11 protein-coding genes and 1 pseudogene are annotated in these 13,154 nt (G+C 70.4%); 10 read left to right on the forward strand and 2 right to left on the reverse strand.

The window, feature by feature from the left end; translation table 11 throughout:
• Nucleotides 1-194 (reverse strand): annotated as a pseudogene (locus G3573_RS14900) (protein imuA); the annotation flags it as partial.
• A gap of 154 nt (nt 195-348) precedes the next feature.
• Here G3573_RS14900 and G3573_RS14905 point away from each other — a divergent pair.
• The 10 genes from G3573_RS14905 to pheT all read left to right on the forward strand — a co-directional run bounded on the left by G3573_RS14905 (nt 349) and on the right by pheT (nt 12,520).
• Nucleotides 349-1,137, forward strand: a complete 789-nt coding sequence (locus G3573_RS14905) for an MBL fold metallo-hydrolase (RefSeq protein ID WP_163262030.1) — start codon at nt 349-351, stop codon at nt 1,135-1,137.
• Between the two features lie 72 nt (nt 1,138-1,209).
• On the forward strand, nt 1,210-2,076 hold the full coding sequence (locus tag G3573_RS14910; protein WP_163262031.1) for an aldo/keto reductase: 867 nt from the start codon (nt 1,210-1,212) through the stop codon (nt 2,074-2,076).
• An 83-nt stretch (nt 2,077-2,159) separates the two neighbouring features.
• Nucleotides 2,160-3,395 carry an MFS transporter gene (locus G3573_RS14915; protein WP_163262032.1) on the forward strand — a complete coding sequence of 412 codons (1,236 nt, stop codon included), beginning with the start codon at nt 2,160-2,162 and terminating at the stop codon, nt 3,393-3,395.
• 95 nt (nt 3,396-3,490) lie between these two features.
• Nucleotides 3,491-5,458, forward strand: a complete 1,968-nt coding sequence (locus G3573_RS14920; RefSeq protein WP_163262033.1) for a S9 family peptidase — start codon at nt 3,491-3,493, stop codon at nt 5,456-5,458.
• An 87-nt stretch (nt 5,459-5,545) separates the two neighbouring features.
• Complete coding sequence (locus tag G3573_RS14925) at nt 5,546-7,498, forward strand: S9 family peptidase (RefSeq protein WP_163262034.1); 1,953 nt, start codon at nt 5,546-5,548, stop codon at nt 7,496-7,498.
• 424 nt (nt 7,499-7,922) lie between these two features.
• Nucleotides 7,923-8,129, forward strand: a complete 207-nt coding sequence (rpmI, locus tag G3573_RS14930) for a 50S ribosomal protein L35 (RefSeq protein WP_163262035.1) — start codon at nt 7,923-7,925, stop codon at nt 8,127-8,129.
• 24 nt (nt 8,130-8,153) lie between these two features.
• Entirely contained in the window at nt 8,154-8,513 is a 360-nt protein-coding gene (gene rplT, locus G3573_RS14935; RefSeq protein WP_163262036.1) for a 50S ribosomal protein L20, read from the forward strand.
• A 137-nt stretch (nt 8,514-8,650) separates the two neighbouring features.
• A complete protein-coding gene (gene pheS, locus G3573_RS14940; protein ID WP_163262037.1) occupies nt 8,651-9,724 on the forward strand; it encodes a phenylalanine--tRNA ligase subunit alpha in 1,074 nt (357 codons plus the stop codon).
• Nucleotides 9,724-10,122 (forward strand): hypothetical protein, encoded by a 399-nt coding sequence (locus G3573_RS14945; RefSeq protein WP_163262038.1) that lies wholly within the window; start codon nt 9,724-9,726, stop codon nt 10,120-10,122. Before pheS ends, G3573_RS14945 begins: the two co-directional genes overlap by 1 nt.
• A gap of 10 nt (nt 10,123-10,132) precedes the next feature.
• Nucleotides 10,133-12,520, forward strand: coding sequence for a phenylalanine--tRNA ligase subunit beta (gene pheT / locus G3573_RS14950; RefSeq protein ID WP_163262039.1), 2,388 nt, complete (start codon nt 10,133-10,135; stop codon nt 12,518-12,520).
• A 176-nt stretch (nt 12,521-12,696) separates the two neighbouring features.
• Here pheT and G3573_RS14955 read toward each other — a convergent pair.
• A partial coding sequence (locus G3573_RS14955; protein ID WP_205598273.1) for a hypothetical protein occupies nt 12,697-13,154 on the reverse strand: 458 nt, incomplete at its 5' end.

Below are 13,154 nucleotides of genomic sequence, written 5' to 3' on the forward strand. Positions count from 1 at the left end.
GCGGGGGCCGCTGCGGTCTCCGCCTCCATCCCCTCGCCGCCCAGCTCGTGCCAGCGGCCCAGCGGCAGGCCGCCGCCCGCCAGGCAGCCGTCCACCCGCGCGTCGCCGAACGGCAGCACGCCCAGAGCGGATCCGGAGCTTTCCAGGGCGGCCACGCGCGCGCGCAGGGCCGCCAGACGGGGGGCGGAGGTCATGGCCTCTTCATAACGCTTGATGTTCTTATTTTGTTCTATGTCGGCGCGCCGGAGTCAACCGACTCAATTTGCGACGAAATTCCCCGCCGCCCCGCGCGCGGGAACCTGCCGGCGGCCGCGACCGTCCCTGCGCCGAACCCTGCGGAGGCGCGCCATGGACACTGACCTCGCCGAGATCGCCGACGGGATCTACCGAATCTCGACCTTCATGCCCGAGGTCGGCGGCCCGGCCGGCTTCACCTTCAACCAGTTCCTGATCGCGGCGGAGGAACCCCTGCTGTTCCACTGCGGGCACCGCGGCCTGTTCCCGGCCGTCTCCGCCGCCGTGGCGAAGGTCACGCCGGTCGAGCGGCTGCGCTGGATCACCTTCGGCCACGTCGAGGCCGACGAGTGCGGCTCGATGAACCAGTGGCTGGGGGCCGCCCCTTCGGCCGAGGTGGCGCATGGCGCGACCGCCTGCATGGTGTCACTGAGCGACTTGGCCGACCGACCGCCGCGCCAACTGGCCGACGGCGAGGTCGTGGACCTGGGCGGCAAGCGGGTCCGCTACATGGACACCCCGCACGTGCCGCACGGCTGGGAGGCCGGCCTGCTGTTCGAGGAGACCACCGGGACCCTGCTCTGCGGCGACCTCTTCACCCACGTCGGCCGGGGCCCGGCCCTGACCGAAAGCGACGTCATCGAGCCGGCCATGGCGGCGGAGGCGCTGTTCAAGGCCACCAGCCTGGGCGTGGCGACGGTCCCGACCCTGCGCCGTCTGGCCCGGCTGAAGCCGACCACGCTGGCGCTGATGCACGGCTCGTCCTTCGCCGGCGACGGGGCGGCGGCGCTCGACGCCCTGGCCGACGCCTACGAGGAGATGATCCGCTCAGCCGAAGCGGAGGGAATTTTGCGCCCCGCTGACGCCGCGCCGCCGATTACGGGGTTAGGGTCCGCGAACTAGAGCGCGATAGCTGAAAGTGGACGCCGGTTTCAGCAGCCGTCGCGCTCTAATCAAAGAGTTCAGGAGACCGTCATGAGCCAGCCCGACGCCACCCTTTCCGGCCGCTTCAAGATCGGCGGCGACATCGAGGTCGTGCGGCTGGGCTTCGGGGCCATGCGGGTGACCGGGCGCGGCATCTGGGGACAGCCCGAGGACCGGGCCGAGGCGATCCGAGTGCTGAAGCGCGTGCCCGAGCTCGGCGTGAACTTCATCGACACGGCCGACAGCTACGGCCCCCACGTCAGCGAGGAGCTGATCGCCGAGGCGCTGCATCCCTATGACGGCCTGCTGATCGCCACCAAGGGCGGCCTGCTGCGCCCGGGCCCCGACGTCTGGAACCCCGACGGCCGGCCGGAATACCTGCGCCAGTGCGTGCACGACAGCCTGCGCCGGCTGAAGGTCGAGCGCATCGACCTGTGGCAGTTGCACCGGATCGACCCGAAGGTCCCGCGCGAGGACCAGTTCGGGGTCATCGCCGACATGATCAAGGAAGGCCTGATCCGTCACGCCGGCTTAAGCGAGGTCTCGGTCGACGAGATCGAGGCGGCCCGCAAGGTGTTCCCGGTCGCCACCGTGCAGAACCGCTACAACCTGGTCGACCGCGGCTCCGAAGACGTGCTGGACCACTGCGAGGCGCAGGACATCGGCTTCATCCCCTGGTTCCCGCTAGCCGCCGGCGACCTCGCCAAGCCCGGCGGCGTGGCCGCCGCGGTGGCCGCCGACCACGGCGCGAGCGCCAGCCAGATCGCGCTGGCCTGGGTGCTGGAGCGCAGCCCGGTCATGCTGCCCATCCCCGGCACCGGCAAGGTCAAGCACCTGGAGGAGAACGTCGCCGGCGCCGCGGTCGAGCTGACCGATGAGGAGTTCCGCCGGCTGGACGAGGCGGCGCAAGCTCTCTGAATTTGGGCGCTCTGACCCTCGCCCCGCCCCTGCGGCGGCGGGACCGTCGCCGCAGCGCCGGAAATGGCCTATAGCGGCGCGCGATGAACCCGCGCGCCGACTCCCCCGCCGTCCGCACCCCGCTCGGACCGGCCCTGATCGTCCTGTACGCCGTCGTCTGCCTGAACCTGATCGGGTTCGGCCTGGCGGTGCCGTTGCTGCCGTTCTTCGCCGAGAGCCTGCACGCGCCGGCCTGGCAGGTGACGCTAATGTTCTCGGCCTATTCGGTCGGCCAGTTCTTCGCCGAGCCGTTCTGGGGCCGGCTGTCGGACCGGATCGGGCGCAAGCCGGTGCTGATGGTCACCACCTTCGCCAACGTGCTGGGCTATGTCGCCCTGGCCTTCGCGCCGAACATCTGGGCGGCGATCGGCATCCGGCTGTTCACGGGCCTGGGCGCCGGCAACATCTCGACCATCCAGGGCTATGTCGCCGACGTCACCCCGCCGGCCGAGCGGGCCGGACGCATGGGCCTGCTGGGCGCGGCCTTCGGCCTGGGCTTCGTGGTCGGCCCGACCGTCGGGGGCCTGCTGGCCCAGCCGGAAGCCGGCCACCTCGGCTTCCGCCTGCCGCTGTTCGCGGCCGCGGCCCTGTCAGCGGCGGCGGCCGCGGGGGTGCTGCTGTTCGTGAAGGAGAGCCGCGCCAAGGCCGATCCGGCCGCCCCGCGTCAGCGCTTCCTGGCCGGCCTGCACGAGGCCCGCGCCAATCCGGTGATCTCGCGCGTGCTGCTGGTCACCTTCACCTACATGGCCGCCTTCGCCGGCATGGAATCGACCTTCGGCCTGTGGGCCCAGGCGGGCTTCCAGTGGGGCCCGCGCGAGGTCGGCATGATCTTCGGGGTGGTCGGCGTGGTCTCCGCCATCACCCAGGCCCTGCTCACCGGACGGCTGGCCCGCCGGTTCGGCGAGGCGCGGGTGCTGGCCTTCGGCATGGGCCTGTTCGGCCTGACCCTGTTCCTGCAGACCCAGCACCACACGCCGTGGATGGTGCCGGTGCTGACCGGCTTCGGCGTGTTCGGCCAGGCCCTGGCCATGCCCTCGATTTCGGCCCTGATCTCGCGCTCGTCCCCGCCGGACCGCCAGGGGGCCATGCTGGGCCTGAACATGGCCGCCGGCTCGGCCGCGCGGATGAGCGGCCCGATCGTGGCCGGGGCGCTGTTCTCCGCCTTCGGCTCGCACGCCCCGTTCTGGCTGGGCGCGGCCCTGACCGTGCCGGCCATGTTCATGGCGCTGAACGCCGGCGGCGCGTTCCGCCGCGAGCAGGAGGCCCGCGCGGCGGCCTGACCTATCGTTAAAGTTGCGGAAGGATTGCCTTCCAGCAAAGCTCGCGGCATCTATCCCGAAACGCCGGTTTTTGTAGCGGCGCAGGGGGTAGTTCCATGATCAGACGTCTTCTGGCGACGGCCGCGACCGCCGCCGCGCTGCAGCTTTCATTCGCCGCGCCGGCCCTCGCCGCTCCGCCGCCGATCGAGGCGTACGGCGCCCTGCCGGCGCTGGAGCAGGTCGAGATCTCCCCCGACGGTCAGAAGATCGCCTTCATCGCCACCGTGGGCGGCACGCGCGCGCTGGGCGTGCGCAGCCTGGCCGGCCAGGACCTGGGCGGGGTGAGGCTCGGCGACCAGAAGGTGCGCGACATCCGCTGGGGCGACGACGGGCACGTGCTCATCACCACCTCGATGACCACCAACGTCGCGTTCGCGGCCGGCGGCTACTATTTCAACAAGGGCGAGCACTACACCGCGCAGTCGTACGACATCGCCAAGCGCAGCTTCGTCACCCTGCTGGACCACGGCGCCGCGTCGGGCGCGTCGGGGGGCGGGGCGAGCCGGGTCAAGGGCAACGTCACCAACTCCAACATGGTGCTGGCCTACCCCGAGATCCGCCTGGTCGACGGCCAGCCCACCGTGCTCGTGGGCGGCTACGACAAGGAATACAACGGGGCCTGGTTCAAGATCGACCTGAAGACCGGGCAAGGGCGCCTGTTCAACGAGAACTTCGGCGTGCTGGACGAGGCCGGCCAGGTCATCGCCAAGGAGGAGTACTACGAGGACGAGGGCCGCTGGCGGCTGATGGGCCGCGACGGGACCACCTGGAAAGAGCTCTACGTCGACCAGGACGCGCGGATCGACACGCCCACGCTGCTCGGCGCGGGCCGCAAGCCCGGCACCGTGCTGCTGTGGGTCCCGGAGAAGCCCGCCAACGTCCTCTATGAGGTCACGCTGGCGACCGGCGCGCGCACCAAGCTGTCGTTCGGCGACCTCGGCGAAGGCGAACCGTTCCACGACGGACGCACCGGCCGCCTGCTGGGCTTCATGTTCCACGGCGAGGCCGACACCGAGGTGGTGTTCCTCGACGACGCGCTGGCCAAGTCCTGGGCCTCGATCCGGGCCGGCTTCAAGAACAGCCGCATCTCCATCCAGTCCTGGACCCCGGACTTCAAGAAATGGGTGATCGAGACCGAGGGCCCGAACGACGCCGGCAGCATCCTGCTGGTCGACCTGGCCGCCGGTAAGGCCTCCAAGCTCGGCGGCGCCTATCCGGCCGTGCCCGGCGACGCGGTCAACGAGGTGCGCCTGGTCCACTACAAGGCGGCCGACGGCCTCGACATCCCGGCCTACCTGACCCTGCCGCGCGGCCGCGAGGCCAAGAACCTGGCGCTGATCGTCCTGCCGCACGGCGGGCCGGCGGCGCGCGACTATCCCGGCTTCGACTGGTGGGCCCAGGCGCTCGCCTCGCGCGGCTACGCCGTGCTGCAGCCGCAGTACCGCGGCTCGGACGGCTTCGGCCCCGAGTTCATGGCCGCCGGCTATGGCGAGTACGGCCGCAAGATGCAGACCGACCTGTCGGACGGCGTGCGCTGGCTGGCCAAGGACGGCGTCATCGATCCCAAGCGCGTCTGCATCGCCGGGGCCAGCTACGGCGGCTCGGCGGCGCTGGGCGGCGCGACCCTGGACACCGGCGTCTATCGCTGCGCCTCGGCGGTGGCGGGCGTGGCCGACATCGACTGGAAAATGGCCGACCTGAAGGAGAAGGAAGGCCAGGGCGACAGCCAATCGAACCGCTTCTGGACCCGCTACATGGGCCCGCGCGAGAGCTGGGCCTCGATCAGCCCGATCAAGCACGTGGACCGGGTGACCATTCCCGTCCAGCTGATCCACGGCAAGGACGACGTCGTGGTTCCGATCCAGCACAGCTACCGCTTCCGCGACGCCATGAAGGCCGCCGGCAAGACGGTCGAGTTCACCGAACTGGGCGGCGAGGACCACTGGCTGTCGCGCGGCGAAACCCGCGTGGCCATGCTGCAGGCTCAGATCGCCTTCCTTGAGAAATACAATCCGGCGAACTGATTCGGCGAAAGCTGGGCCGCTCGATTGCTTCCGGACCCCGGCCGCGCCAGACTGCGCGACCGGGGTTATATCTTGGGGGCCCACATCATGTTCGGAAGAACTTTCGCGACCGCCGCCGCGGCCGCCGTGCTGCAATTCGCGTGCGCCGCGCCGGCCCTGGCCGCGCCGCCGCCGATCGAGGCCTACGGCCAGCTGCCGGGTCTGGACAAGGTGGCGATCTCGCCCGGCGGCCAGAACATCGCCTATATCGCCCAGGTCGGTGACAAGCGCCGCCTGGGCGTGCAGACCGTCGCCGGCCAGCCGTTGGGCGTGGTCGACCTGGGCACGGTCAAGATCCGCAGCATCAGCTGGCTCGACGACACCCACGTGGTGATCGTCCAGTCGGTCACCACCGACAAGTTCTCGGACTTCGGCGACCTGCTCGAGGCCTCCAACGGCCAGATCTACAACGTCACGACCCGCAAGTTCGCCACCGTGCTGGACAGCGCCAGCGGCGTGGGCTCCAGCCGCACCGGCGACGAGAGCGTCCTGAACCTGTTCAACAGCTACTGGGTGCGGGAGATCGACGGCCAGCGGGTGATGCTGGTCGACGCGTTCCAGACCGGCAACAGCACCCTGTTCAAGATCGATCCGGACACCGGCAAGGGCACGCCCTTCCTCAAGAACTTCGACGGCCTGCTCGACGCCGCGGGCAAGGTGACGGCGAAGTCGGAACGCCGCTTCGAGCTGGGCAGCTGGCGGCTGCTGGCCGACGACGGTGTGAAGGATCGCGAGCTGTTCGTCTGGAAGGGCGGCGAGAAGACGGTCGACTGGCCCAGCCTGATGGGCTTCGGGCGCGCGCCGGACACCGTGCTGGTCGCCATTCCCGAAAGCGGCGAGCGCGACACCCTCTACGAATTCTCGCTGAAGGACGGCGCCAAGAAGAAGCTGGGCATTCCGGCCGCCGGCGACATCTCGCCGGTGTACCACCGCGAAACCGGCCGGCTGCTCGGCTTCCACGCCGGCGGCGAAGAGCGCGACGAATACCTGTTCACCGACCCGACCCTGGCCGAGGCCTGGGCTTCGATCGAGGCCGGCTTCCCGGGCAAGCTGGTGTCGCCGCAGGGCTGGACGCCGGACTTCTCCAAGATCCTGGTCAAGACCGAAGGGAAGGACGATTCCGGCACCTACCTGCTGATCGACCGCGCGGCCCGCAAGGCGATGAAGGTCGGCTCGGCCTATCCGGGCGTGCCGGCCGAGGCGGTCAACGAGGTTAAGTGGATCAAGTACAAGGCCCAAGACGGGACGGAGATCCCGGCCTACCTGACCCTGCCGCGCGGGCGCGATCCGAAGAGCCTGCCGCTGATCGTGCTGCCGCACGGCGGGCCGGCGGCGCGTGACGTCGCGGGCTTCGACTGGTGGTCGCAGGCGATCGCCTCGCGCGGCTACGCCGTGCTGCAGCCGCAGTTCCGCGGCTCCGACGGCTTCGGCCGCGCCTTCCTGGAGGCCGGCTACGGCAAGTGGGGCAAGGAGATGCAGACCGACCTGTCGGACGGCGTGCGCTACCTGGCCGCCGAAGGCGTGGTCGATCCCAAGCGGGTCTGCATCATGGGCTGGAGCTACGGCGGCTACGCGGCCATGGCCGGCCCGACCCTGGATCCGGGCGTCTACCGCTGCGCGGTGGCCGGGGCCGGCGTCGCCGACATCCGCAAGATGCTGCTGTGGGTGAAGGGCTTCGGCGCCAAGGACTCGGAAGGCACCCGCTATTGGAAGCGCAACATGGGCGCGGCGAAGGTCGACGACCGCGGCCTCGACGCCGTCTCGCCGGCCCTGCACGTCGACCAGGTGAACGTGCCGATTCTGCTGCTGCACGGCACCGACGACACCGTGGTGCCGATCGAGCAGACCCAGCTGATGGCTGACGCGCTGAAGAAGGCCGGCAAGCCCTACGAGTTCGTCAAGCTGCAGGGCGAGGACCACTGGATCTCCAAGGGCGCGACCCGGACCCAGATGCTGCAGACGGCCATCGCCTTCATCGAGAAGAACAACCCGCCGAACTGAGCCCGGTTCTACCGGCGATTGCCCGACAGCCCCGGTCGCGCCAAGGTGCGCGGCCGGGGTTTTCTGTTCAGGGCGCCATGTTCGGACGAGCTTTCGCGACCGCCGCTGCGGCCGCCGTGCTGCAACTCGCGTCGGCGGGTCGGCGCTGGCGGCAGCGGCCGCATCATCCCAGGACCAGTCGCCGGTGCTGGGCGACGTCCAGATTTCCCCGGACGGTCAGAAGCTGCCGGCGAACCCGGCGGCCAGGCTCGGCCCCGCAAATCGCAACGTCGCGGCCGTCGCCGTCGCACCGCGGACCCAGGCGGCCCCTTGCCCCGCGGGCGGTTTCCATATAGGAAGCCCCCCTTTCCGGGATCGCCAGGCCCTAGACATGCCTTGGCGGTCCGTCACGCTACTAGAAGGGCGGACTTCGGTCCGCGGCGAAATGTCTAAGTACAAACTGAAGACCAAATCGGGCGCCAAGAAGCGCTTCAAGCTGACCGCGACGGGCAAGATCAAGGCCGGCGTGGCGGGCAAGCGTCACCGCTTGATCAGCCACAATTCGAAGTACATCCGTCAGCAGCGCGGCACCGCCGTGCTGTCCGAAGCGGATGCTCGGATCATCAAGTCCTACATGCCGTACGCCAAGTAATCAGGTCAGCGAGGAGCACGAACTATGGCCCGCGTTAAACGGGGCGTGACCTCTCACGCCAAGCACAAAAAAGTCCTGAAGCAGGCGAAGGGCTTCTACGGCCGCCGCAAGAACACCATCCGCACGGCCAAGGCCGCGGTGGACAAGGCCGGCCAGTACGCCTACCGCGACCGTCGGAACAAGAAGCGCAACTTCCGCAGCCTGTGGATCCAGCGCATCAACGCCGCCGCCCGCCTGGAAGGCTTCACCTACAGCCAGTTCATCCACGGCCTGGACGTCGCCGGCATCGACATCGACCGTAAGGTCCTGGCCGATGTGGCCGGCGCCGATCCGGCCGGCTTCAAGGCGATCGCCGACAAGGTCCGCGCGGCGCTCGCGGCCTAAGCTTCGGCCTGAACCGAACCCAGAGAGCGCCCTTTCCGCCCCGGCGGGAAGGGCGTTTTCGTTTCCGGCGTCAGGCGGCCCGGCCGCCGCCGGAAATCGCTTGCCAAGACCGCCCGCGACCGCTTGAGACGACCGTCATGACCGATCTTTCCGTTCTCGAATCCGACCTGCTCGGCGCCGTCGCGGCTGCGTCCGACCTCGCCGCCCTGGAGGAGGTGCGCGTCTCAGCCCTCGGCAAGCAGGGCTCGATCTCGGCCCTGCTGAAGGGCATGGGCGCGATGAGCCCGGACGAGCGCAAGGAGAAGGGCCCGCTGATCAACGGCCTGCGCGACCGCGTGCAGACCGCCATCGGCGCGCGCAAGGCCGCGCTCGAGGACGCCGCCCTGTCCGCCAAGCTGGCCGCCGAGCGCGTCGACCTGACCCTGCCGGCCGCGCCGCGCCGCAAAGGCTCGGTGCACCCGACCATGCAGGTGATGGACGAGCTGGTGGAGATCTTCGCCCAGATGGGCTTCGAGGTCGCCGAAGGGCCGGACATCGAGGACGACTGGCACAACTTCACGGCGCTGAACTTCCCGCCCAAGCACCCGGCGCGGGAGATGCACGACACCTTCTTCTTCAACCCGGATGAGAAGGGCGAGCGCAAGCTGCTGCGCACCCACACCAGCCCGGTGCAGGTGCGCACCATGGTCAGCCAGAAGCCGCCGATCCGCATCGTCGCGCCGGGCCGCGTGTTCCGCTGCGACAGCGACCAGACCCACACCCCGATGTTCCACCAGATCGAAGGCCTGGTGATCGACCGCGACATCAACATGGGTCACCTGAAGTGGACGCTGGAGACCTTCCTCGGCCGCTACTTCGAGACCGACACGGTCGCCACCCGCTTCCGCCCGCACCACTTCCCCTTCACCGAGCCGTCGGCGGAGATGGACGTGCGCTGCGACCGCTCCGGCGGCGAGGTGAAGGTCGGCCAGGGCGACAGCTGGCTGGAGATCCTGGGCTGCGGCATGGTCCATCCCAACGTGCTGCGCCAGGTCGGCATCGACCCGAACGAGTTCCAGGGCTTCGCCTTCGGCCTCGGCGTCGACCGCCTGGCCATGCTGAAGTACGGCATGCCGGACCTGCGCGACATGTTCGCGTCGGACACCCGCTGGCTGCAGCACTACGGCTTCAGCGCCTACGCCGCCCCGAACGCCGCCACCGGACTGGACTGATGGTCACCGACGAAGCCGATTTCGCGCCGATGCAGGACCTGCTGGAGCGCGTCCCGGGCGTCGCCTATCTGGGCGGCGGCGGCTCGGTCAGCGCCGGCTGGTGGGTCAGCCTCGACATCGACGTCGACCACCCGCTGGCCTGGCAGGTGGTCCAGCAGCTCAGCCACGTGCTGAACTTCCTGGCCCGCGAAGAGGACTGGCCGACCATCCTCACGCCGATCGCGCCGACCACCATCGGCGGGCCGAAGACCAGCCTCTCCTGGGCCATCGACGTCGGCCCCGACTATCCGCCGGCCGAATGCGCGCGCCAGCTCCAAGCCGTCCTGCCCGACCCGGTCGAGGACGAGAACGAGTGGCGCAAGCGCGACGCGGCCAACGACGACTCCGACGAGCTCTGAGACCAGAATCATGAAGTTCACCCTCTCCTGGCTGAAGAGCCACCTGGAGACCTCCGCCTCGATCCACGAGGTGGCCGAAGCCATGACCATGGCCGGCCTGGAGGTCGAGGACGTCTCCGATCCGTCCCAGAAGCTGGCCCCGTTCAGCGTGGCGAAGATCGTCGAGGCGGCCCGCCACCCGAACGCCGACCGCCTGCAGGTCTGCCAGGTCGACACCAAGGACGGCCGCAAGGAGATCGTCTGCGGCGCGCCCAACGCGCGTCCGGGCCTGACCACCATGTACGCCCCGATCGGCGCCTACGTGCCGGGCCTGGGCGTGACCCTGGTCGAGAAGCCGGTGCGCGGCGTGGTCTCCAACGGCATGCTGTGCTCGGCCGCCGAGCTGGAGGTCGCCTCCGAGTCCGACGGCATCATGGAGCTGCCGGACGACCTGGCCGTCGGCACCCCGGCCGCGCAGGTGTTCGCCGCCGAGCCGGTGATCGACTTCGAGGTCACCCCCAACCGCCCCGACTGGCTGGGCGTCGCCGGCATCGCCCGCGACCTGGCCGCCGCCGGCGTGGGCCGGCTGATCGAGCAGCCGAACCCGGCCGTGCCGGGCGCCTTCCCCTGCCCGGTCGAGATCCGCATCTCCGCCCCGGAAGCCTGCCCGGTGTTCGCCGGCCGGCTGATCCGCGGCGTGAAGAACGGCCCCTCGCCGCAGTGGCTGCAGGACCGGCTGAAGGCCATCGGCCTGCGCCCGATCAACGCGCTGGTCGACGTCACCAACCTGATGTCCTACGACCGCGCCCGCCCGCTGCACGTCTATGACGCGGCCAAGCTGTCCGGCGGCTTCGTCGAGGCGCGCCTGGGCCGCGACGGCGAGCAGTTCCTGGCGCTGGACGGCAAGACGTACGCGATCGGCGCCGAGATGTGCGCCATCGCCGACGCCTCGGGCGCCATCGGCCTGGGCGGCGTCATGGGCGGCGAGACCACCGGCTGCTCGGAGGAGACCACCGACGTCTTCGTCGAGAGCGCCTGGTTCGATCCGGTGCGCACGGCCCAGACCGGCCGCGACACCGGCATCCACTCCGACGCCCAGTACCGCTTCGCCCGCGGCGTCGATCCGGAGTTCGTGGTTCCGGGCCTGGAGATGGCCACCCGCCTGATCCTGGAGCTGTGCGGCGGCGAGCCGTCGGAAGTGGCCGTCACCGGCCAGGCGCCGGCCCGCCCGGCCGCCTTCGACTTCGACCCGGACTACGTCCACAAGCTCACGGGGCTCTCGCTGCCGCGCGAGGGCGTGCTGGAGATCCTGGTCAAGCTCGGCTTCGAGATCTCGGGCGCCGGCGCGCTCGTGCGCGTGCAGGCCCCGTCCTGGCGCCGCGACGTCGAAGGCCCGGCCGACCTGGTCGAGGAAGTCGCCCGCATCGCCGGCTACGGCCAGCTGCCCTCGACCCCGCTGCCCGACGCCCCGATCAAACCGCAGGGCGTGCTGACCCCGCTGCAGGCCCGCGCGCGCATGTCCCGCCGCGCCATGGCCGCCAACGGCTATGCGGAAGCGGTCACCTGGTCGTTCCTGAAGCGCGACACCGCCGTCCTGTTCGGCGGCGGAGCCGACGCCCTGGTGCTGGCCAACCCGATCGCCGCCGACCTGGACTGCATGCGCCCCAGCGTGCTGCCGAACCTGGTCGAAGCCGCCGGCCGCAACGCCGCGCGCGGCTTCCCCGACGCCGCCCTGTTCGAGGTCGGCCCGATCTATCTGGGCGACGGTCCGAACGACCAGCGCACCGTGGTCACGGCCATCGTCGCGCCGCGTAACCCCCGCCGCTGGGACGGCCGCGACCAGGACGCCCTGTTCGAGCTGAAGGGCGACCTGTTCGCCCTGCTGGAAGAACTGGGCGCGCCGGTGGCCTCGCTGCAGATCGCGCAAGGCGCCGCCTCGGCCTGGTGGCACCCGGGCCGCTCGGCCCGCGTGCAGCTGGGCCCCAAGCAGGTCATGGCCGAGTTCGGCGAACTGCACCCGGCGGTGCTGAAGCAGCTGGACGTGGCCGGGCCGGTCTACGGCTTCGAACTGGTGCTGGACGCGGTGCCCGCGCCCAAGCGCAAGGCCACCAAGACCAAGCCGGCCCTGTCGCTGTCGCCGCTGATGCCGCTGTCGCGCGACTTCGCCTTCCTGGTCCCGGCCGACAAGGCCGCGGGCGACCTGGTGAGGGCGGTGGCCGGCGTCGACAAGACGCTGATCACCGAGGCGCGGGTGTTCGACCTGTACCAGGGCCAGGGCGTGCCGGAAGGTTTCAAGTCGCTGGCGCTCGAGGTGGCCATCCAGCCGCGTGACAAGACCCTGACCGACGCCGAGATCGAGGCCCTGTCGGCCAAGATCGTGCAGGCGGCCGAAAAGGCCGGGGCCAAGCTGCGGGCTTAAATATCTCCCCCCGCTGGGGGGAGAAGCCGCGAAGCGGCGTGGGGGGCTCCAGCTTGGCGCGACGGCGGCCGCCCACGCGACGGCGTTTGCGCAGCTGAACCCGAGCACTCCGCTGGAGCCCCCCACGCCGCCCTTACGGGCGGCTGCTCCCCCCGGAGGGGGGAGATCTTGTTTCCTCAGCCCCCCGTGAACTCCACCGTCCGCGCGCCGTCGCTGAAGGTCACCTTGGCCGGCAAGGGCGCGCCCTTGGGCCAGCGGAACAGGTAGCGCACGCGCGCGGTGGACTGCAGCGCGACCACGGGCGTCGAATCGAACAGCAGCGGCGGCTCGCCGGAACCGCGTACGAACTGGCCGGTCCGCTGGGACAGGCCGTCGGCGTCCTCGACGCTGACCATCAGCGCGCCCGAGGTCAGGTAGACCGGTCCCTGGCTGGTGTTGGTCAGCTGGGTCACCACCTCGATGCGGCCGTCGTCGCGGGCGTTCACCGCCTGCACCTTGATCGCGTACTTGCCGAGCGTCTCCGTCCCCTCGTAGGCGGGCTTGGCCGGGGCGGGCTCGGCCGCGGGTGTCGCCGGCGTAGTCGCGGGCGTCGCCGCCGGCGTGGCCGCGGCGGGCGGCGCGCCCACCCGCTCGC

Source organism: Caulobacter sp. 17J65-9 (assembly GCF_010975005.1).
In the GTDB taxonomy this organism is placed as follows: domain Bacteria; phylum Pseudomonadota; class Alphaproteobacteria; order Caulobacterales; family Caulobacteraceae; genus 17J80-11.